Annotated in this window: 19 protein-coding genes; 11 read left to right on the forward strand and 8 right to left on the reverse strand. The window is 68.3% G+C overall.

The window, feature by feature from the left end; translation table 11 throughout:
• Positions 1–11 precede the first annotated feature (11 nt).
• Positions 12–1,262 carry an OmpP1/FadL family transporter gene (locus KIH07_RS25115; protein ID WP_226494566.1) on the reverse strand — a complete coding sequence of 417 codons (1,251 nt, stop codon included), beginning with the start codon at positions 1,260–1,262 and terminating at the stop codon, positions 12–14.
• 66 nt (positions 1,263–1,328) lie between these two features.
• The gene (locus tag KIH07_RS25120) at positions 1,329–1,907 is read right to left on the reverse strand and encodes a DUF302 domain-containing protein (RefSeq protein WP_226494567.1); all 579 of its coding nucleotides are present in this window, start codon (positions 1,905–1,907) and stop codon (positions 1,329–1,331) included.
• A 222-nt stretch (positions 1,908–2,129) separates the two neighbouring features.
• Here KIH07_RS25120 and KIH07_RS25125 point away from each other — a divergent pair, with 222 nt between their 5' ends.
• The 11 genes from KIH07_RS25125 (at position 2,130) to KIH07_RS25175 (ending at position 13,038) form a co-directional block, all read left to right on the forward strand.
• Entirely contained in the window at positions 2,130–2,456 is a 327-nt protein-coding gene (locus tag KIH07_RS25125; protein ID WP_068171315.1) for a metal-sensitive transcriptional regulator, read from the forward strand.
• Between the two features lie 245 nt (positions 2,457–2,701).
• Positions 2,702–3,391 carry a glutathione S-transferase family protein gene (locus KIH07_RS25130; protein WP_226494568.1) on the forward strand — a complete coding sequence of 230 codons (690 nt, stop codon included), beginning with the start codon at positions 2,702–2,704 and terminating at the stop codon, positions 3,389–3,391.
• Positions 3,392–3,418: 27 nt separating this feature from the next.
• Positions 3,419–4,312: a PhzF family phenazine biosynthesis protein gene (locus KIH07_RS25135; protein WP_226494569.1), complete on the forward strand. Its 894-nt coding sequence runs from the start codon at positions 3,419–3,421 to the stop codon at positions 4,310–4,312.
• Positions 4,313–4,356: 44 nt separating this feature from the next.
• Entirely contained in the window at positions 4,357–4,662 is a 306-nt protein-coding gene (locus tag KIH07_RS25140) for an NIPSNAP family protein (protein WP_226494570.1), read from the forward strand.
• A gap of 37 nt (positions 4,663–4,699) precedes the next feature.
• Positions 4,700–5,989 (forward strand): multifunctional CCA addition/repair protein, encoded by a 1,290-nt coding sequence (locus tag KIH07_RS25145; protein ID WP_226494571.1) that lies wholly within the window; start codon positions 4,700–4,702, stop codon positions 5,987–5,989.
• Between the two features lie 68 nt (positions 5,990–6,057).
• Positions 6,058–6,825 carry a trehalose-phosphatase gene (gene otsB, locus KIH07_RS25150; RefSeq protein ID WP_226494572.1) on the forward strand — a complete coding sequence of 256 codons (768 nt, stop codon included), beginning with the start codon at positions 6,058–6,060 and terminating at the stop codon, positions 6,823–6,825.
• A 7-nt stretch (positions 6,826–6,832) separates the two neighbouring features.
• Positions 6,833–8,668: a glycoside hydrolase family 15 protein gene (locus tag KIH07_RS25155; protein ID WP_226494573.1), complete on the forward strand. Its 1,836-nt coding sequence runs from the start codon at positions 6,833–6,835 to the stop codon at positions 8,666–8,668.
• Positions 8,669–8,786: 118 nt separating this feature from the next.
• Positions 8,787–10,169 carry an alpha,alpha-trehalose-phosphate synthase (UDP-forming) gene (gene otsA / locus KIH07_RS25160; RefSeq protein WP_226494574.1) on the forward strand — a complete coding sequence of 461 codons (1,383 nt, stop codon included), beginning with the start codon at positions 8,787–8,789 and terminating at the stop codon, positions 10,167–10,169.
• A 60-nt stretch (positions 10,170–10,229) separates the two neighbouring features.
• A complete protein-coding gene (locus KIH07_RS25165) occupies positions 10,230–10,640 on the forward strand; it encodes a hypothetical protein (protein ID WP_226494575.1) in 411 nt (136 codons plus the stop codon).
• A 311-nt stretch (positions 10,641–10,951) separates the two neighbouring features.
• Positions 10,952–11,659 (forward strand): response regulator transcription factor, encoded by a 708-nt coding sequence (locus tag KIH07_RS25170; protein WP_226494576.1) that lies wholly within the window; start codon positions 10,952–10,954, stop codon positions 11,657–11,659.
• A 14-nt stretch (positions 11,660–11,673) separates the two neighbouring features.
• Positions 11,674–13,038, forward strand: coding sequence for a sensor histidine kinase (locus KIH07_RS25175; protein WP_226494577.1), 1,365 nt, complete (start codon positions 11,674–11,676; stop codon positions 13,036–13,038).
• An 80-nt stretch (positions 13,039–13,118) separates the two neighbouring features.
• Here KIH07_RS25175 and KIH07_RS25180 read toward each other — a convergent pair whose 3' ends face one another.
• The 6 genes from KIH07_RS25180 to trxC all read right to left on the reverse strand — a co-directional run bounded on the left by KIH07_RS25180 (position 13,119) and on the right by trxC (position 18,986).
• Complete coding sequence (locus KIH07_RS25180; protein WP_226494578.1) at positions 13,119–14,213, reverse strand: ABC transporter ATP-binding protein; 1,095 nt, start codon at positions 14,211–14,213, stop codon at positions 13,119–13,121.
• 5 nt (positions 14,214–14,218) lie between these two features.
• A complete protein-coding gene (locus KIH07_RS25185) occupies positions 14,219–15,079 on the reverse strand; it encodes a carbohydrate ABC transporter permease (RefSeq protein WP_226494579.1) in 861 nt (286 codons plus the stop codon).
• Positions 15,069–15,947 (reverse strand): carbohydrate ABC transporter permease, encoded by an 879-nt coding sequence (locus KIH07_RS25190; protein WP_226494580.1) that lies wholly within the window; start codon positions 15,945–15,947, stop codon positions 15,069–15,071. Before KIH07_RS25190 ends, KIH07_RS25185 begins: the two co-directional genes overlap by 11 nt.
• Positions 15,948–16,012: 65 nt before the next feature.
• A complete protein-coding gene (locus KIH07_RS25195; RefSeq protein ID WP_226494823.1) occupies positions 16,013–17,263 on the reverse strand; it encodes an ABC transporter substrate-binding protein in 1,251 nt (416 codons plus the stop codon).
• A 151-nt stretch (positions 17,264–17,414) separates the two neighbouring features.
• On the reverse strand, positions 17,415–18,401 hold the full coding sequence (glk, locus tag KIH07_RS25200) for a glucokinase (protein WP_226494581.1): 987 nt from the start codon (positions 18,399–18,401) through the stop codon (positions 17,415–17,417).
• Positions 18,402–18,545: 144 nt separating this feature from the next.
• Positions 18,546–18,986: a thioredoxin TrxC gene (gene trxC, locus KIH07_RS25205; RefSeq protein ID WP_226494582.1), complete on the reverse strand. Its 441-nt coding sequence runs from the start codon at positions 18,984–18,986 to the stop codon at positions 18,546–18,548.
• Positions 18,987–18,997 lie beyond the last annotated feature (11 nt).

The raw sequence follows: 18,997 nt of genomic DNA on the forward strand, positions 1-18,997 counted from the left end.
CGGAGGGGTGCTCAAAATCGGGAGCCCCACTGGATGGCGATGGCGTTCTGGCGCATGCTCACCGTCTCGGTGCCGGCCAGCAGCGAGGGCCCGCTCACCGACACGCGCGGCGCGTGCATGAACGACCAGGTCAGCTCCGAATGGGGTGACAGCGCATGGGTGGCGCCCAGCGTGAAGTGCGACTTCATCACCCCCGGGGCCAGCACGTTGGGCGTGATGTTGGCCGAGGTGACCGGGTTCTCGCTGCGGTTGTAGCCCGCGCGCAGCGTGACGCGGGGACTCATCTGCCACTGCACGCCCAGCTTCACGACGCCGATGTTCTTCCAGCCGAAACCACCCCCCGGGGTACCGCCCAGCGGGCCGGCGGTGGCGGCGTTGCCGATCGCTGGCACGCCGCCGTAGCCGATGTGCTGGTAATCGGCCGCCAGCAGGACCTCGGGCGTGGCCCGCACGGCGATGCCGACGCTGGCGTTTTCCGGAATGTCGAAGTCGCCGCCGTCGGCGAACAGGCCCGCGTATGCCTTGAAACGGCTCATGTGGACCTTGGGCGCGTAGGACGCGCCGATGCTCACCCGGTCGGAGAGCTGGCCCAGGTAGCCCAGCCGCAGCCCCAGGCCGGTGCTGTTGGAATAGCCGCTGCCCGTGAGGCGGGCCGCGTCCACCGACATGCCGCCAAACCCTTCGAGGCCATAGGCCTTGAACATCTGGAACACCAGCAGCGGTGACACGCCCACGCTGTGGCGCTCGTTGAGCTGGTAGGCCACCGTGGGCGCCACCACCAGCTGGATCAGGTCCACGCCCAGCTGACCCGAACCACACAGCGCGTTGGCCGGCCCCTGGCCACAGTTGAGCTGACCGCCGGGGTAGGTGGTGTTCATGCCCCCGTTGCCGTACACCGAGACCCCCGCGGCCAGGTTGCGCGACAGGCTCTGGTTGTAGCCCAGCTCGGGAATCAGGAAGGCGCGCTTGTCGCTGCGCACCCGGGTGTCGAGCATGCCGCCGGTGCCGCTGCGCGACATCTCACGGTCGGGCATGAACAGGTCCACGCCGGCCTCGAAGCGGTTGCCCGCGAAGGCCGCGGCGGCCGGGTTGTTGGCGCCGGCGAAGCCGTCCTGCGCCAGGGCGGTGGCCGCGCCACCCATGCCCTTGGCCTTGATGCCGTAGCCGTGCGAGAAATAGCCGTCGGTGGCGTGGGCTGACAGCGCGGTCGAGCCCAGCGCGATCAGGGTGGCGGCGCGCAGGGCGCTGATCTGGAATGTCATTGTTGTGTCTCCTCGGGTGGGGGTTGTGATCGCTGGCGGTTGTTTTTGTGTTTGGGGTTGCCAGGGTCAGAACTCTCCCTTGGAGGCGCGCTCCATCATCTGCCAGATGGTCTCGCGCACCGCCCAGGCTTCTTCCTTCAGCGGCGAGGGCAGCTTGCGGCCCATCTTGACCATCATGTCCATGTTCAGGGTGTAGAGCCACAGGCTGCCGTCGTCGTGCTCCACCACGCTGATGCGGCAGGGCAGGTAGGCGGCCATGTGCGGGCTGAAGTCCACCATCCTGCGGGCGGTGCCCGGGCTGCAGTAGGAATAGACCGTGAGCAGCTTTTCCTTCTTGCCCGAGCGGGCTTCGAGTTCCTTGGACAGCGGCAGCACACCCACCTCGCGCATGTTGCGCTCCACGGCCACGAGCTTGAAGATTTCCTCCACATCCTTGGCGCTCACACCGTCCTTGACCTTGCGCTCCCAGGTGGTGGCCACGGCGATGTCGCCCTGGCCGTCCACCCAGCGGTCCCACATGCGCGAGGCTTCCCCACCCGCGCCGTCTTCGAGTTTGCCAAGGGTGGAGAGAGTGCCGCAGCCGGTGGTGGCCAACAGGGTGGCCGCCAGGGCCAGGCCAATGGAGAAACGCTTGCAGATGTGCATGGTGCTGTCCTCGTGTCGCGATGGGGTGGAAGAAATGCGTGACTTGATATTTCTCAAATCACTGCGCATCGGACGATATCGAAGGCCCTTGCTGACGCCATCGGTGACTACCCTAGGGGGTAGGGTAAATATCAAGACCCTTCGCATCAGGGAACACCAGCGGACGCGCACGCCCGTTTTTTGGCAAACTCGGGGCCAGTCTCCATTCACAGGATCACCACCATGGCAGCCACTCCAGCGAAATCCCCGTCCAGCCCCACCCCACCGGCGCCCACGGCCGCTGCCTACCGCTCGGAGCACGAACGCGACGTGATCAACCGCCTCAAACGCATCGAGGGCCAGGTGCGGGGGCTGATCGACATGGTGGAAAAAGGCCGCTCCTGCGAAGACGTGGCCCAGCAGATGTCGGCCGCGCGCAAGGCCATGGACAAGGCCTTCTACCGCATGATGGCCTGCTCGGTGATGGAGGCGGTCTCGACGTCGAACTCCGAGGTGGACACCTTCCGCGAGGTGGAGCGCTCGACGCGGATTCTTGAAAAGTACGCATGAGGGGGGCTCCCCCCGCAGCGCTTCGCGCTACCCCCCAGGGGGCAACGCTGGCGGCCCGGCAAAGCCGGTTCCGCGGCGTTCTGGGATAGGGCACTTCGCGCCGGGGGTCGCCCATATCCCTGCGCCTCTGGTTGCTGCATCTCTGGTCAGTGACCGTTTCGCTCGAATCAATTCCGCGGTTTTTTGGCATCAATGCGGTGCCGGCCAGGGCTTAGCATGGGCGTCCTCACAAGGAGATTTTCCCCATGGCATTGCAGCTCTACATCGGCAACAAAAACTATTCGTCCTGGTCCATGCGCCCCTGGGTGCTGATGACCCAGGCCGGCATTCCGTTCGAAGAAGTCATGGTGCGCTTCGACTCGTTCGCGGCGGACTCGGCGTTCAAGAAGGGCCTGCGCGGCGTCAACCCGGTGGGCAAGGTGCCGGTGCTGGTGGACGAGGGCTTCGCGGTGTGGGACACGCTGGCGATTGCCGAGTACCTGGCCGAGCGGTTTCCCGACCAGCGGCTCTGGCCGACGGACCCGAAAGCGCGCGCCCGGGCGCGCAGCGTCTGCGCCGAAATGCACAGCGGCTTTGGCTCGCTGCGCAGCCACTGCCCGATGAACATCGAAGCCTCGCTGCCCGACACCGGCCGGCTGATCTGGCGCGACCAGGCCGGCGTGCGCGCCGACGTGGCGCGGCTGTGCGGCCTGTGGGGCGAGCTGCTGGCGGCGCAACCCGAAGGTGCCCTGCTGTTCGGTGATTTCAGCATCGCCGACGCTTACTTCGCGCCGGTGTGCATGCGCATCAAGACCTATGGCCTGCCCCTGCCCGCCGACCTGCAGGCCTATGTGGACCGTGTGTCCGCGCTGCCGGGGGTGAAGGCCTGGATCGACGGCGCGCTGGCCGAACACGACTTCCTGGATTTCGAAGAGCCCTACCGCCTGGGGCGCTGAGCGGTCATCGGGCCAAAAGGAATGACCATGGACATCACGGTTCACACCGTCAACGCCTTCGCCGACGACCAGGCCGGGTCGGCCATCGGGGGCAACCCCGCCGGGGTCGTGCTGGCCGCCAACGGGCTCGGTGCCGCCCAGCGCCAGGCGCTCGCCGCGCGCCTGGGGTTGTCCGAGACCGTTTTCGTCAGCGCATCGGCGAGCGCTTCGCGTCGGCTGGAATTCTTCACCCCGACCCGACAGATCCCCCACTGCGGCCACGCCACCATCGCCGCCTTCTGGCTGATGCAGCACCTGGGGCAGTTGCGCGACGGGGTGCACAGCAAGGAAACCATCGACGGCCAGCGCGCCATCCTCATCGAGGGCGCGCGCGTGGCCATGGAACAAAGCGCGCCCACGTACACCGAGCTGGCCACGGACGCCCAGTTGCAGCAGGTACTGGACGCCCTGCAACTGCAGGCCGACGACCTGATCGCCGGGCCGCCGCCCGCGGTGGTGCACACGGGCAACGCCTTCCTGGTGGTGGGCGTGCGCAGCCGTGAGCGCCTGGCCGCCATCCAGCCCCAACTGGAGCGGATTCACCACCTCAGCGATGCCCATGACCTGATCGGGTTGTATGTGTTCTGCCTGCAGCCCGACCTGCCGGGTCGCCACGCGGCGGCGCGCATGTTCGCGCCGCGCTATGGCATCGACGAAGAAGCGGCCACCGGCATGGCCGCCGGGCCGCTGGCCTGCTGGCTGCACGACCGGCTGGGCATGGCCCAAACCCGCTTCGTGCTGGAACAGGGCCGCCTCATGCCCCACCCGTCCCCCAGCCTGATCGACGTGTCGCTGGAAATCGGCTCCGCGGGCATTCAACGCCTGTGGGCCGGCGGCACGGCACGCCTGACCCGGACGCAGCAACTTTCCCTCAACGCCTGAAGAACCTCACCCCCGGCCACCGAAGGCCCGGGCGGACACCCACCATGATCACCTGCTACCTGCGCTACATCATCGACCCCACCAAGCTCAAGGAATTCGAGCACTACGGCAAGCTCTGGATTCCGCTCGTCGAAAAATTCGGCGGGCAGCACCATGGCTATTTCCTGCCCTCGGAGGGCGCGAACAACGTGGCGCTGGCCCTGTTCAGCTTCCCCAGCCTGGCCCTCTACGAAAGCTACCGCGCCCGCTCCTTCGAAGACCCGGACTGCCAGGCCGCGTTCCGCTACGCCGAGGAAACACGCTGCATCCTCAGCTACGAACGCAGCTTCTTCAGACCCGTGTTCGCCTGAGCATCACCGCGCCCGTCGGCGCCCTACACTTGGCGCCATGGAGATCTACCTTGTTGGCGGCGCGGTGCGCGACGCCCTGATGAGCCCCGAAAACGCCGCATCCGGGCCGTCCCACGTGGACCGCGACTGGGTCGTGGTCGGCGCCACGCCCGAGGCCATGGTGCAACAGGGCTTCCTGCCCGTGGGGCGCGACTTCCCGGTGTTCCTGCACCCGCAGACGCGCGAGGAATACGCGCTCGCCCGCACCGAGCGCAAGACCGCGCCGGGCTACCGCGGCTTCGCCTTCCACACCGAACCGGGCGTCACGCTCGAGGACGACCTGGCGCGGCGCGACCTCACCATCAACGCCATGGCGGTGACCCAGGCCGAAGCCGACGACCCGACCGGCGCCCGGCTGATCGACCCCTACGGTGGCCAGAGCGACCTGCGCGATCGGGTGCTGCGCCACGTGACCCATTCCTTCGCCGAGGACCCGGTGCGCATCCTGCGGCTGGCGCGTTTCGCGGCCCGCTTCCCCGACTTTTCCGTGGCGCCCGAAACCCTGGCCCTGATGCGGCAGATGGTGGAGCACGGCGAGGTGGACCACCTGGTGGCCGAACGCGTCTGGCAGGAGCTCGCGCGCGGCCTCATGGAGCAGCGGCCCAGCCGCATGTTCGAGGTGCTGCGCGCATGCGGTGCGCTGCAGCGCCTGCTACCCGAGGTGGAACGGCTCTGGGGCGTGCCGCAGCGCGCCGACTACCACCCCGAGATCGACACCGGCGTGCACCTGATGATGGTGCTGGACATGAGCGCGCGCCTGGGCGCTTCGCTGCCCGTGCGCTTTGCCTGCCTGTGCCACGACCTGGGCAAGGGCACGACGCCGGCCGACGTGTTGCCGCGCCACATCGACCACGAGTCGCGCAGCGCGGAGCTGCTCAAGGGTGTGTGCGAGCGCCTGCGCGTGCCGGTGGAATGCCGGGAACTGGCCGACGTGGTGGCCCGCGAACACGGCCATCTGCACCGCAGCCTGGACCTGGGCGCCGCGGCCCGGGTGCGCCTGCTGGAGCGCTGCGACGCGTTCCGCAAACCGGCGCGCTTCGAGGACATCGTGCTGGCCTGCGAATGCGATGCACGCGGGCGCCTGGGCCACTTCGACGACGCCTACCCGCAGCGGGAATGGCTGCTCACGGCCCTGGCCGCGGCCCGCGCGGTGAGCACCCCGGCCATCGCCGCCCACGCCCAGTCGCTGGGGCTTTCGGGTCCGCAGGTCGGTGCCCTGATCCACCAGGCGCGGGTGGCGGCGGTGGCCGCCGCGAACGACCACACGGACGGCGCCGCCCCGACCTGAACAGCGGATCACCGCAACGTCAAGTCCGGCGCCAGTCCCGCACACCGACGGGGGGAAATGCGCGACATTTGTCACACCCCACCCGGGTCTGTTACGGTCGGCGGGTGATCAACACCTTGCCCATGCTGCTGACCACCCGGTCGGCCCTGTTTCTCGATTTCGACGGCACGCTCGCCGAACTGGCCCCCCGCCCCGACGCGGTGGTGGTCACCCGCGAGCTGCTGAGCCTGCTGGAGCGGCTGCGCGAGCGGCTCGATGGCGCGCTGGCGCTGGTGACCGGGCGCGCCCAGGCCGACATCGAACCCCTGATCGCCCCGCTGCACCTGCCCGCGGCTTTCGAGCACGGCGCGGTGCGCCGTTCCGCCTCGGGCGCCACCACGCGGGCACGCAGCCCCGAGCTCGGCCCCGCGCTGGCCGTGGCGCAGGCCCTGGCGGCGCGCCACTCGGGCCTGCTGGTGGAACACAAGCTCACCGCCCTGGCCCTGCACTTTCGCGCCGCACCGCAGCTGGAGGCCGAATGCACCGCCGCCATGAGCGCGGCGATCCGACACGACCCGGGCCTGCAGCTGCTGCGCGGCAAGGCCGTGGTGGAGGTCAAGTCCGCCAGCGTCGGCAAGGGCCTGGCCATCGCCGCGTTCATGGCCGAGCCGCCGTTTGCCGGCCGACTGCCCCTGTTCGCGGGCGACGACGTGACCGACGAACCCGGTTTCGACGCGGTCCAGCGGCTGGGCGGCGCGGGCATCAAGGTGGGCAGCGGTGATACTTGCGCCCGGCACCGCATCGCCCACCCGCAGGCCCTGCAGCGCTGGTTGTCCGACACCGCCGAAACCCTCTAGCCACCCCATGAGCACCAACACCCCAACGCCCCCACTCAATGGCGACGGCTTCGCAGCCCCCGCCCCGTCCTCCCTCTCACTGGGCGTGGTGGGCAACTGCGCCTTCAGCGCCCTGATCGACCCCCACGGGCGCGTGGTCTGGAGCTGCCTGCCGCGTTTCGACGGCGACCCCGTGTTCCACGCGCTGCTCGGCGGCGAAGCGCCCGCCGGGGCGTTCGCCATCGAACTGGAGCACCTGGCCGAGGCGCGCCAGCGCTACGAGCCCAACACCGCGGTGCTGGTCACCGAGCTCTGGGACCGCGACGGCCAGGGCATCGCCATCACCGACTTCGCACCCCGCTTCCTCTCGCGCGGGCGCTATTTCCGGCCCACCATGCTGGTGCGCCGCGTGCGCCCGCTCAAGGGCGCGCCCCGCATCCGGGTGAGCCTGGCGCCGCGCTTCAATTGGGGCGCCCAGGAGCCCGTCATCACCTCGGGCAGCAACCACATCCGCTACGTGGGCGAGGAGCAGACGCTGCGGCTGCACACCGACGCCTCCATCTCCCACGTGCTGAGTCGCCAGCCGTTCCTGCTCACGCGCGAACTCAACTTCCTGCTCGGCCCCGACGAGACCCTGGAAGGCGGCGTCGGCGACACCGCGCGGCATTTCGAGCAGGAAACCGTGTCCTACTGGCTCGGCTGGAGCCAGCGCCTGGCGCTGCCGCTGGAATGGCAGGACGCGGTGATCCGCGCCGCCATCACGCTCAAGCTCTCGATGTTCGAGGACACCGGCGCCATCGTCGCGGCCATGACCACCAGCATCCCGGAGGCCCCGGGCACGCAACGCAACTGGGACTACCGCTACTGCTGGCTGCGCGACGCGTTCTTCGTGGTGCGCGCGCTCAACAGCCTGTCCGAGGTCGGCACCATGGAAGACTACCTGCGCTGGCTGTCCAACGTGGTGGTGGGCGCCAACGGCGGCCACGTGCAGCCGCTGTTCGGCATCGGGATGGAGCGCGAGCTGACCGAGCGCATCAGCGAACGGCTCCCGGGCTACCGCGGCATGGGCCCGGTGCGCGTGGGCAACCAGGCGTTCGAGCACTTCCAGCACGACGTGTACGGAAACATCGTGCTCGGTGCGGCCCAGGCGTTTCACGACCGGCGCCTGCTCAACCCGGCGGGCCTGGCCGAGTTCGAGCGGCTGGAAACGGTCGGCGAAAAGGCGGTGCGCATCTTCGACCAGCCCGACGCCGGCATGTGGGAGCTGCGCACGCGGGCCCGTGTGCACACCTCCTCGGCGTTGATGTGCTGGGCCGCCTGCGACCGGCTGTCCAAGATCGCGCACACCCTGCAGCAGGCAGAGCGCGCCGCCTACTGGCAGAAACACGCCGAAGGCATGCGCGCGCGCATCCTGCGCGAATCGTGGAGCGAGGAGCGCCAGGCCTTTGCCGAGAGCTTCGGCGGACGCGACCTCGACGCCAGCGTGCTGCTGATGGCCGAAGTCGGCTTCATCGACCCGATGGACCCACGCTTCGTCGCCACCCTCGACGCGCTGGAGAAACACCTGTGCGACGGCCCCTACATGCGGCGCTACGAGGCGGCCGACGATTTCGGCAAGCCCGAGACCGCGTTCAACATCTGCACCTTCTGGCGCATCGACGCGCTTGCGCGCATCGGCCGCGTGGAAGAAGCGCGCGCTATTTTTGAGACCATGCTCAAGGCGCGCAACCCGCTGGGCATCCTCTCCGAAGACACCCACGCCACCACCGGCGAGATGTGGGGCAACTACCCGCAGACCTATTCGATGGTGGGCATCATCAACGCGGCCGTGCGCCTCTCGGCGGCCTGGGACACCGTGATATGAGGCCCCCCCCGCAGCGCCTGCGGCGCTTACCCCCCGAGGGGCAACACCTGCGGCCCGGCAAAGCCGGTTCCGCGGTGTTCTGGGCTGGCGCTGCTGCCATCGTTGCGGGTCATCACTCATGAGCCGTCTCGTCGTCGTCTCCAACCGCATCGCCGATCCGCGCAAGACCGCGTCGGGCGGGCTGGCGGTGGCGCTGGGGCAGGCGCTGGAAGTCTCGGGCGGGCTGTGGTTCGGCTGGAGCGGCAAGGTGGTGGAGAACGGCACTCCGGGCGAAGGCGACCTACACCGCCAGACCGCCGGCAACGTGCAGCTGGTCACGGTGGACCTGAGTCGCGAGGACCACGACAGCTACTACCTGGGCTACAGCAACGGCGTGCTCTGGCCGGTGTTCCACTACCGGCTCGACCTGGCCGACTTCGACGCCGGCTTCATCGGCGGCTACCGGCGCGTCAACCAGATGTTCGCGCACAAGCTCGCGGCCCTGCTGCGGCCGGATGACGTGATCTGGGTGCACGATTACCACCTGATCCCGCTGGCGGCCGAGCTGCGCAACATGGGCTGCCAGCAGCGCATGGGCTTCTTCCTGCACATTCCCCTGCCGCCACCGCTGATCCTGGCCGCGGTGCCCGAACACGACTGGCTGATGCGCTCGCTCTTCGCCTACGACCTGGTCGGCTTCCAGAGCGACGCGGACGTGTCCCACTTCTCGCGCTACGTCGGCACCGAAACCTCGGCCGACATCCTGGGCGAACACGAGTTCCGCGCCTTCGGCAAGACCCTGCAGGTGCAGTCCTTCCCGATCGGCATCGACGTGGACGAGTTCATCGCGCTGGGCCAGGCCCGCGAAGCGCAGGACATGTACGCCCAGATCCGCGACGAGTATTCGCGCCGCCGCCTGCTGCTCGGCGTGGAGCGCATGGACTATTCCAAGGGCCTACCGCAGCGGCTCAAGGCGTTTCGCCAGCTGCTGCAGAACTACCCGGAAAACCTGGGCAGCGCCACGCTGATCCAGATCGCCGCGCCCAGCCGCGAGTCGGTCGACGCCTACGCCGCGCTGCGCCAGGAGCTCGAGAGCCTGTGTGGTGCCATCAACGGCAACTTCGGCGAACTCGACTGGATGCCGGTGCGCTACATCCACCGCAGTGTGGCGCGCAAGCGCCTGCCCGGCCTGTACCGCGCGGCCAGCGTGGCCCTGGTCACGCCGCTGCGCGACGGCATGAACCTGGTGGCCAAGGAGTTCATCGCCGCGCAGGACCCGGACGACCCCGGCGTGCTGGTGCTCTCGCGCTTCGCCGGCGCTGCCGAGCAGATGCGCGATGCCCTGCTGGTCAACCCCTACGACACCACGCGCACCGCGGAGACCATCCAGCGCGCGCTGCAGATGCCGCTGGATGAACGCCAGCGCCGCCACCAGGCGCTGCTGCAGAACATCCGCGAGCACGACGTGCACTGGTGGCGCCAACGCTTCCTGAGCGCGCTGGCCGCCATCCCCGGGGCCTGAAACCCCCTGGCGGATCGGGGCCGGCTGTGCCACGATGTGGCGCTCAGACCGCCCGTCGCCATGGCCGCCCGCAACCCGCTCAACCGAACGCTCGCCGAGGGCATCGCGCGCGTGGGTTTTCGCAAGTGGTACGCCCGCGAACTGCTCAGCAGCCACGCCCACATGGCGCTGGCCCTGTTCGCCGCGGTGGCGCTGATCGCCAGCTTCGAGGCTTTCCACGGCGCCAGCGCGGGCGAAAAGCTGCTCAACACCGCCTTCGTGCTGGTGAGCGCCGGCATCACCCTGTGGGCGCTGCGGCGTTACCTGTACCTGCTGATGCACGCCGAAGAAATGGCCAACCAGGCCAACTGCCCGCAGTGCAAGGCCTATGGCCTGCTGCGCCTGCAGGACAGCACGCCGGACCGCCATGCCCGCCTGGTGCCGGTGTGCTGCAAGCGCTGCGAGTTCCGCTGGAACATCGAAGAGGAGTGAAAAGGAGCCCCCACGCTCCGCCGCTGCGCGGGTCGCTGCCCCCCGAGGGGGCTGTTTCACCTTGGGGCGGCCCGGCGGTGAAACCTCGCCCCCACGCTCCGCCGCTGCGCGGGTCGCTGCCCCCCCGAGGGGGCTGTTTCACCTTGGGGCGGCCCGGCGGTGAAACCTCGCCCCCACGCCCCGCCGCTGCGCGGGTCGCTGCCCCCCGAGGGGGCTGGGCCTGCCTTGGGGCGGCCCGGCGGCTGGCCCTTCGCCCCACGCTCCACCGCCGCGCGGGTCGCTGCCCCCGCCAGCCCGGATAAACTGGCCACATGGCTCACCTGCTGATTGTTGAAGATGACGAACTCCTGCGCGACGGGCTCAGTGCCCAGCTGATGCAGGCCGGACACCGCGTTGCCACCGCGCAAGACGGCAATGCTGCGCTGCAGATGCTGCAGTCAACCGCGTTTGAAGGCGTGGTGCTCGATCTGGGTCTGCCCCACATCGACGGCCTGACGGTGCTGCGCCGCCTGCGCGAGCGCCTGCCCGCGCTGCCGGTGCTGATCCTCACCGCGCGCGACGGCATTGAAGACCGGGTCGAAGGCCTCAACGCCGGCGCCGACGACTACCTGACCAAACCCTTCAACCGCGACGAACTGCTGGCCCGCCTGCAGTCCATGCTGCGCCGCGCCAGCCTGCCCGCGTTCGGCCCGCCCAGCCCCGCCCCGGCGCCCGGATCGGGCGTCGGCAATCTGCGGCTGGACCCCCTGCTGCCGCGCGCCTGGCTGGGCAACGAGGCGATCGATCTGACCCAGCGCGAATGGGTGCTGCTCGACCTGCTGGTGCGCCACAGCGGCCGGGTGGTCAGCCGTGAAGACGTGCTGGCGGCCTGGCAGTCCGAGCCGAGCGAGGCGGGTGGCGTGGCCTCGAACGCGCTGGAGGTGTATGTGCACCGGCTGCGCCGCAAGCTCGCGGGCTCGACCCTGAACATCCGCAACATCCGCGGTCTGGGCTACATGCTGGAGGCGGCCAACGCCTGAGCGCGGCGCCAGCCATGGGTGAACCCTCCCGCCTCTCGCTGCGCCGCCAGCTGCTGCTGTGGTTGCTGCTGCCCCAACTGGTGCTCTGGGCCGGCGGGGGCCTGCTGGCGTACCGTTTTGCGCTGACCTACGCCGAAAAAGGCATCGACCAGTCGCTCACGCAGTCGGTGCGGGCGCTGGCGCGCCAGGTCAAGCCCATCGGCTCAGGGCTGCTGATCGACTTCCCCCGGGCCGCACAGGACGTGCTGGAGCAGGACCCGAACGACCGCATCAGTTACATGGTGTCGTCGCCGCCGGGCCAGTTCCTGCTGGGTAACCAGCACCTGCCGCCGCCGCCCACGGCGCCCAGCGGCGAGAACGAACCGCTGTTCTACGGCGGCCTGCTCGACGGCAAGCCCCTGCGCATCGTCGCGCTGGACGTGAGCTACGGCGCGGAGGACGCCCGCCAGACCCTGCGCGTGCAGGTGGCCAAGGGCACGGCGCTGCAGCAGCGCATCGCCCGCGAGCTGGTGGCCGACATGCTCGCCCCGCTGCTGGCACTGGGCGTGCTGCTGAGCCTGCTGGTGTACGGGGGCATCCAGCGCGGCCTGACGCCGCTGACCAAACTCACCGCCCAGCTGGAAAACCGATCGGTCAACGCGCTCTCGCCCATCGGCATGACCCAGGCCCCGAGCGAGGTGCACGCGCTGGTACAGGCCATCAATGGGCTGCTCGACGAGGTGGCGCGCAGCGTGCACCAGGAAAAGCGCTTCATCAACGACGCCGCCCACCAGCTGCGCACGCCGCTGGCCGGGCTGATCAGCCAGGTGGAGCTGGCCCAGCGCGACACCAGCGAACCCGTGCTCCTGGAGCGGTTGCGCAAGGTGCACACCGGTGCCGAACGCAGCGCACGCCTGGTGCACCAGCTGCTGACGCTGGCGCGCACCGAAACCCAGGCCCGCCGCGAGCCGCTGGACCTGGCCGCGCTGGCGCGCGAGGTGGCGCGCGAGTGGACGCCACGCGCGCTGGCCGCGGGCATGGACCTGGGCTACGAGGGGGAAGAGCATCTGCGCATCGAAGGCGATGATCTGCAGTTGCGCGAGGCCCTGAGCAACCTGATCGACAACGCGCTGCGCTACACGCCGCGCGGCAGCACGATCACGCTGCGCGTGGACCACGGGCCCGAGGGCGCGCGGCTGGCGGTGGAAGACGACGGCCCGGGACTGAACCCCGAGGACATGGCCCATGTGTTCCAGCGCTTCTGGCGCGGCAGCCAGCTGCCCGGCGGCTGCGGCCTGGGCCTGGCCATCGTGCAGGAAATCGCCCACCGCCACGGCGGCGAGGCCCGGGTGGAGCAGCTCAAGCCGCAGGGGTTGCGGATCGAGCTGCGGCTGGGTTGAAGCGGGGTGCCGGGAGGAGAGAGAGCCCGCACCCCTGACCTCTCCCAGGGGGAGAGGGTAGAGAGCATGAGCCTGGCGGATCAGGGCGCGTGGTGCCCGTCCATCTCCTTCAAGCGCAGGCCGGACGCCTGATCAAACCAGTTGTTGTGGCGGCCGCTCACCGTCATGCCGGCGGTCTCGCCGAGCTGGATCTTGGTGTTGGCTGGCGCGCGAACCGTCATCAGACCCACCGCGGTTTTCACCACCACGTAGGTGTCGGCCCCGGTGGGCTCCACCAGCACCACCTCGCCGCGCCAGGGCGCGTCGTCGCTCAGGTGGATGTGCTCGGGCCGCTGGCCCAGCGTCACCTGCTGCACGTCGGGACACGGCAGGTCCAGCGAGCCGCCTTCGAACACGAACTTGCCGTTGTCGCCCGAGCGCTCCACATGGCCCGGGATGAAGTTCATGGTGGGTGAGCCGATGAAGCCCGCCACGTAGGTGTTGGCCGGGCGGCGGTAGATCTCGTCGGGCGTGTCGATCTGCTGCAGGATGCCGTCTTTCATCACCGCGATGCGGCTGCCCAGGGTCATGGCCTCGATCTGGTCGTGCGTCACGTACACGGTGGTGATGCCGCTCACGTGGTGCAGGCGCTTGATCTCGGCGCGCATCTCCACGCGCAGCTTGGCGTCCAGGTTGGACAGTGGCTCGTCAAACAAAAACAGCTGCGGGTCGCGCGCCAGGGCCCGGCCCATGGCCACGCGCTGGCGCTGGCCGCCCGAAAGCTGGCTGGGCCGGCGGTCCAGCAGGTGCTCGATCTGCAGCAGCACGGCCACTTCCTGGATGCGCTTCTTGCGCACGTCCAGCGGCACCTTGCGCATCTCCAGCGCGAAGCCGATGTTGTCGGCCACCGTCATGGTGGGGTAGAGCGCGTAGCTCTGGAACACCATGGCGATGTCGCGCTGGGCCGGCGCCATGCCGATCACATTCTTGCCGGCGATCAGCAGCTCGCCTTCGGACGGCTCTTCCAGACCGGCAATGATGTTGAGCAGGGTGGACTTGCCGCAGCCCGAGGGGCCGACGAGGATGAGGAACTCGCCCGGTGCGACGTCGATATCGATGCGCTTGAGCACCTCGACCGCCTTGTCGCCCTTGCCGAAAACCTTGCGGATGCCCGCGATGTGCAATGAAGAAGCCATGGGTTTTATCCTTTCACAGCGCCGGCTGTGAGCCCTTTCAGAAAGTACTGTCCCGCGAGCACGTACACCAGCATGGTGGGCAGGCCGGCGATGATGGCGGCGGCCATGTCCACGTTGTAGCTTTTCACGCTGCTGGTGGTGTTGGCCATGTTGTTCAGGCCCACGGTGATGGGTTTGCTGTCGGCGCCGCTGAAGGCCACGCCAAACAGGAAGTCGTTCCAGATGTTGGTGAACTGCCAGATCAGCGTGACCATCATGATCGGCGTGGACATGGGCACCACGATGCGCCAGAAGATGCGCCAGAAGCCCGCACCGTCGATGCGCGCGGCGTTCACCAGCTCGCGTGGAATGGCGGTGTAGTAGTTGCGGAAGAACAGCGTGGTGCCGGCCACACCGGCCAGGCAGTGCACCAGCACCAGTCCGCCGATGGAACTGGACAGGCCCAGGTACCCCAGCACCTGGCTCATGGGCAGCAGCACCACCTGGAACGGCATGAAGACGCCGAACAGCATGAAGCCGAACAGCACGTCGCTGCCCTTGAACTTCCACATGCTCAGCACGTAGCCGTTGATGGCGCCCCAGGCGGTGGAGATCAGCACCGCCGGCACGGCCATGGCGACCGAATTCCAGAAGTAGGGCTGCAGACCGCGGCAGTCCACCCCGGTGCAGGCGGTGGACCAGGCGAGCTGCCACGACTCGAAATTCAGGCCGGTGGGCAGGCTCAGCAGGTTGCCCGAGCGGATCTGGTCGGCGTCCTTGAAGGACGTGACGATCATCACGTAGAGCGGCGCCAGGAAGAACAGCGCGGCCACCAGCAGCACGCCATAGACGATGACGCGCCCGAAATTGAATGGTTTAGCGGTCATGGGGTTTGGCCCTCAGTTCGCTGTACAAATATGGAACCACGATGGCCGCCACGGTGGCCAGCATCATGGTGGCGCTGGCCGCGCCCAGGCCGATCTGGCCGCGCGTGAAGCTCATCGTGTACATGAAGGTGGCCGGCACGTCGGTGGCGTAGCCGGGGCCGCCGCCGGTGAGCGCCATCACGAGGTCGAAGCTCTTGATGGACAGGTGCGAGAGCACCAGGATGGTGGAGAACACCACCGGCCGCATGATGGGCAGGATGATGCGCCAGTAGATCCGGGGCAGCGCGGCGCCGTCGATCTGGGCGGCCTTGATGATGCTGTCGTCGATGCCGCGCAAGCCGGCCAGGAACAGGGCCATGGCAAAACCGGCCGACTGCCAGATGCCCGCGATCACCACGCAGTAGATGGCGTAGTCGGACTGCACCAACCAGTCGAACGTGAAGCTGGTCCAGCCCAGGTCGTGCATGAGTTTTTCCAACCCGAGGCTGGGGTTCAGAATCCATTTCCAGGCCGTGCCGGTCACGATGAACGACAGCGCCATGGGGTACAGGAACACGGTGCGCAACACGCCTTCGGCGCGCACTTTCTGGTCCAGGAAGATGGCCAGCACCATGCCCAGGGCCATCGAGCCGCCCACGTAGAGCACGCTGAAGATGCCCAGGTTCATCAGCGCCACGTACCAGCGGTCCATGTCCCAGAGCTGGACGTATTGCTCCAGCCCGACGAAGTTGTCGTAGTTGGGCAGCATGCGCGATCCGGTCAGCGAGAGCACGCCGTTCCAGATCATGAAGCCGTAGATGAACGCGAAGCCGAGCACGAAGCCCGGCGCGATCACCAGCTTGGGCAGCAGGTTTTCAACAGTTTTCATGGGGGGTTCATCCAAAAATAACCCCATCCACCAGGGATGGGGTTATTGGTTCAGCCAGCGGATGCTTACTTGGTCGCGGCGGCTTTGGCGATGGTCTTCACGCCATCGGCCACCGAGATCTTGTCGTCGTTCCAGAACTGGCTCACGGCGTCCTTCATGGCGCCTTCGGCCGCCGGGCTGACGGCCATGCCGTGGGCGATGGACGGCACCAGGCCGCCACCGGCGGCGGTGGCCACGAAGTCCTTGCTGGAGAGCTTGGCGCAGTCATCGAACTTGTCCATCTTCATGTTCAGACGAACCGGGATCGAGCCCTTGTTCAGGTTGAACACCTCCTGGAACTCCGGCCCCATGATGGCGGCGGCCAGGTCGCCCTGGGCCTTCTGCGCGCTGGCGTCCTTCAGCTTGAACATGGCGAAGGAGTCGACGTTGAAGGTGTAGGCGTTGGCGGTGCCGGGAGCGGCGGCGCAGATGTAGTCCTTGCCCGGCACCTTGCCAGCGGCGGTGAACTCGCCCTTGGCCCAGTCGCCCATGAACTGGAACGCGGCCTTTTCCTGGATCACCATGGCAGTGGCCAGGTTCCAGTCGCGGCCCGGGGCGGCGGCGTCGGTGTAGCCCTTGATCTTGCGGAAGGTTTCGAGCGACTTGGCCATGGTCGGGCTGGTCAGCGCCTTCTGGTCGAGCTTGACCAGCGCGTCCTGGTAGAACTTGGCGCCACCGACGCCCAGCACCACCGATTCAAAGGTGGTGAAGTCCTGCCAGTTCTGACCACCGTGCGCCACGGCGATCAGGCCGGCCTTCTTGACCTTGTCGGCGGCGGCGAAGAACTCGTCCCAGGTCTTGGGCGCGCCGGCAACGCCGGCCTTCTTCAGCACGGCGGCGTTGGCCCACATCCAGTTCACGCGGTGCACGTTCACCGGCGCGGCCACGTAGTTGCCCTTGTACTTCATGACGTCGGCCACGACCTTGGGCAGCAGGCTGTCCCACTTCTCGGCCTGGGCCACCGAGTCCAGGTTGGCCAGCACGCCTTCGTTGGCCCATTCCTGAATGCCGGGGCCCTTGATCTGGGCGGCGGCCGGCGGGTTGCCCGCCACCACGCGGCTCTTGAGCACGGTCATGGCCGCGTCGCCGCCGCCACCGGCCACGGCGAAGTCCTTCCAGGTGTGGCCCTTGCTCTGCATGATCTTCTTCAGCTCGCCCACCGACTTGGCCTCACCGCCCGAAGTCCACCAGTGCAGGACTTCCACTTCACCAGCGCTGGCGGCCGAGCCCAGCATGACCAAAGCAACGGCGGTGGCGAGTTTCGAGAGTTTCAACATCATGACTCCATCAAAAAAAGGTCGCCGCGGCCACAGGGGACCGCAAGCGATATTCAATCCAGAGCGACACCATGCCGCCCCAGACATGTTAATTTTTCATTAATTAATGTATCTGCTCATCGGGGGAAACCCGATAAGGTGCGAAAAAAAATCAGCCGAGCGCATCCAGCGCCCGCGCCGCGCCCATCAGCGCCGGCGACCGGGCGGACGTGATGACCCACACGGGGAGTTCGGCCAGGTAGCTCTTGAACCGGCCCTTGGTTTCAAACCGCTCGCGAAACGGCGAAGCGTCGAACCAGGTGCCCAGCCGCGGCACGATGCCGCCGCCCACGTAGACACCCCCGCGGGCGCCCAGCGTGAGGGCCAGGTTGCCCGCCACCGAACCCAGCATGGCGCAGAAGATGTTGAGCGCCTCCAGCGCCTGGGGCTGGCCGTTCTTCAGGGCGGCGTCGCTCACGTCGGCGGCCCCCACCACGCTGCCGATGTCCACCCCATCGGCCTCGCACAGCAGCAGGTAGGTGTCGAGCAGACCCTGGCCGCTGGTGACCCGCTCGGCCGAGGCATGGCCGTAGCGGTGGATCAGGCCGTCCATCACCAGCCGCTCGCGCGCCGTGGTGGCCGGCAGGGTCACGTGGCCGCCCTCGCCTTCCAGCGGCACCCAGCCTGTGCGCCCCACGGGCAGCAGACCCGAAACCCCCAGGCCGGTGCCCGCGCCCACCAGCCCAATGGCCGCCCGCGGCTGGGCCTGGCCGCCGCCCACCTGGCGCAGCTCGGCCGCGGGCAGATCGGGCAGCGCCAATGCGAGCGCGGTGAAGTCGTTGAGCAGGCGCAGGGTGTGAAAGCCGAACTCGGCCTGCACCGCCGATTGGGAAAACGACCAATGGTGGTTGGTCATGCGGATGTGATCGCCGGTGATCGGGTTGGCGATGGCGATCGCCGCCGCGTACGGCGTGCCGCGACCCAGGTCGTTCAGGTAGACGCGGATCGCGTCCTGCAGGCGGGCGTGTTCGGCGCAGGGCAACACGCGCACATCGGTGATGGGCTCGCCCGGCCCGGCCTGCCAGGCGAAACGGGCGTTGGTACCGCCCACGTCGGCGAGCAGTCGGGCGTGGTGAAGTCCGGTGGTCTGGTTTGGCATCTGATCTGACCCACAAAGTCTGTCCCGAACAGTACCCCATGACCGCCCGGCAAAGGAAGCGGATTATGCCGGACATGTAACTCAGTTACATGGATGCCAGAACAGGAAGAACGGCCCGGCCCGCCGCCGCCGTCGCGCGAACACTCAGATCCGCTGCGAACGCGCCCAGCGCACGATGTCGGCCGCGCCCATGGCGCCGGGCTGGCGCGCCACCTCGCGGCCGTTCATGAACAGCGCCAGCGTGGGGATGCTGCGGATGTTGAAGCGGGCGGCCAGGGCCTGCGCCTCTTCGGTGTTCACTTTCGCCAGCCGCATGCCGGGCTCCAGCTGCTGCGCGGCCTGCTCGAAGGCCGGAGCCATCGTGCGGCAGGGGCCACACCAGGGCGCCCAGAAGTCCACCAACACCGGCACCTGCGAGCGCGCGATGTGTTTTTCGAACGCCGCCTCGTCCAGCGCCACCGGATGGCCGGTGAACAGCGGCCGGTGGCATTTGCCGCAATCCGGCGCGGCCGAGAGATCGGCACTGGCGACGCGGTTGGTGGTGTGGCAATGGGGGCAGACGATGTGCAGGGAATCGGTGGACATGGATGGACCTC

The organism is Hydrogenophaga taeniospiralis (assembly GCF_020510445.1).
Taxonomy (GTDB): Bacteria; Pseudomonadota; Gammaproteobacteria; order Burkholderiales; family Burkholderiaceae_C; genus Hydrogenophaga.

What these genes read in the sequence shown, in the direction of transcription:
- KIH07_RS25180 (WP_226494578.1), bottom strand. Translation starts at nt 14,213, where the DNA reads ATGGCTTCTTCATTGCACATCGCGGGCATCCGCAAGGTTTTCGGCAAG.
- KIH07_RS25135 (WP_226494569.1), top strand. Translation starts at nt 3,419, where the DNA reads ATGGACATCACGGTTCACACCGTCAACGCCTTCGCCGACGACCAGGCC.
- KIH07_RS25195 (WP_226494823.1), bottom strand. Translation starts at nt 17,263, where the DNA reads ATGTTGAAACTCTCGAAACTCGCCACCGCCGTTGCTTTGGTCATGCTG.
- KIH07_RS25145 (WP_226494571.1), top strand. Translation starts at nt 4,700, where the DNA reads ATGGAGATCTACCTTGTTGGCGGCGCGGTGCGCGACGCCCTGATGAGC.
- KIH07_RS25185 (WP_226494579.1), bottom strand. Translation starts at nt 15,079, where the DNA reads ATGACCGCTAAACCATTCAATTTCGGGCGCGTCATCGTCTATGGCGTG.
- KIH07_RS25120 (WP_226494567.1), bottom strand. Translation starts at nt 1,907, where the DNA reads ATGCACATCTGCAAGCGTTTCTCCATTGGCCTGGCCCTGGCGGCCACC.
- KIH07_RS25170 (WP_226494576.1), top strand. Translation starts at nt 10,952, where the DNA reads ATGGCTCACCTGCTGATTGTTGAAGATGACGAACTCCTGCGCGACGGG.
- KIH07_RS25165 (WP_226494575.1), top strand. Translation starts at nt 10,230, where the DNA reads ATGGCCGCCCGCAACCCGCTCAACCGAACGCTCGCCGAGGGCATCGCG.
- KIH07_RS25125 (WP_068171315.1), top strand. Translation starts at nt 2,130, where the DNA reads ATGGCAGCCACTCCAGCGAAATCCCCGTCCAGCCCCACCCCACCGGCG.
- KIH07_RS25155 (WP_226494573.1), top strand. Translation starts at nt 6,833, where the DNA reads ATGAGCACCAACACCCCAACGCCCCCACTCAATGGCGACGGCTTCGCA.
- KIH07_RS25190 (WP_226494580.1), bottom strand. Translation starts at nt 15,947, where the DNA reads ATGAAAACTGTTGAAAACCTGCTGCCCAAGCTGGTGATCGCGCCGGGC.
- KIH07_RS25130 (WP_226494568.1), top strand. Translation starts at nt 2,702, where the DNA reads ATGGCATTGCAGCTCTACATCGGCAACAAAAACTATTCGTCCTGGTCC.
- glk (WP_226494581.1), bottom strand. Translation starts at nt 18,401, where the DNA reads ATGCCAAACCAGACCACCGGACTTCACCACGCCCGACTGCTCGCCGAC.
- KIH07_RS25175 (WP_226494577.1), top strand. Translation starts at nt 11,674, where the DNA reads ATGGGTGAACCCTCCCGCCTCTCGCTGCGCCGCCAGCTGCTGCTGTGG.
- KIH07_RS25140 (WP_226494570.1), top strand. Translation starts at nt 4,357, where the DNA reads ATGATCACCTGCTACCTGCGCTACATCATCGACCCCACCAAGCTCAAG.
- trxC (WP_226494582.1), bottom strand. Translation starts at nt 18,986, where the DNA reads ATGTCCACCGATTCCCTGCACATCGTCTGCCCCCATTGCCACACCACC.
- otsA (WP_226494574.1), top strand. Translation starts at nt 8,787, where the DNA reads ATGAGCCGTCTCGTCGTCGTCTCCAACCGCATCGCCGATCCGCGCAAG.
- KIH07_RS25115 (WP_226494566.1), bottom strand. Translation starts at nt 1,262, where the DNA reads ATGACATTCCAGATCAGCGCCCTGCGCGCCGCCACCCTGATCGCGCTG.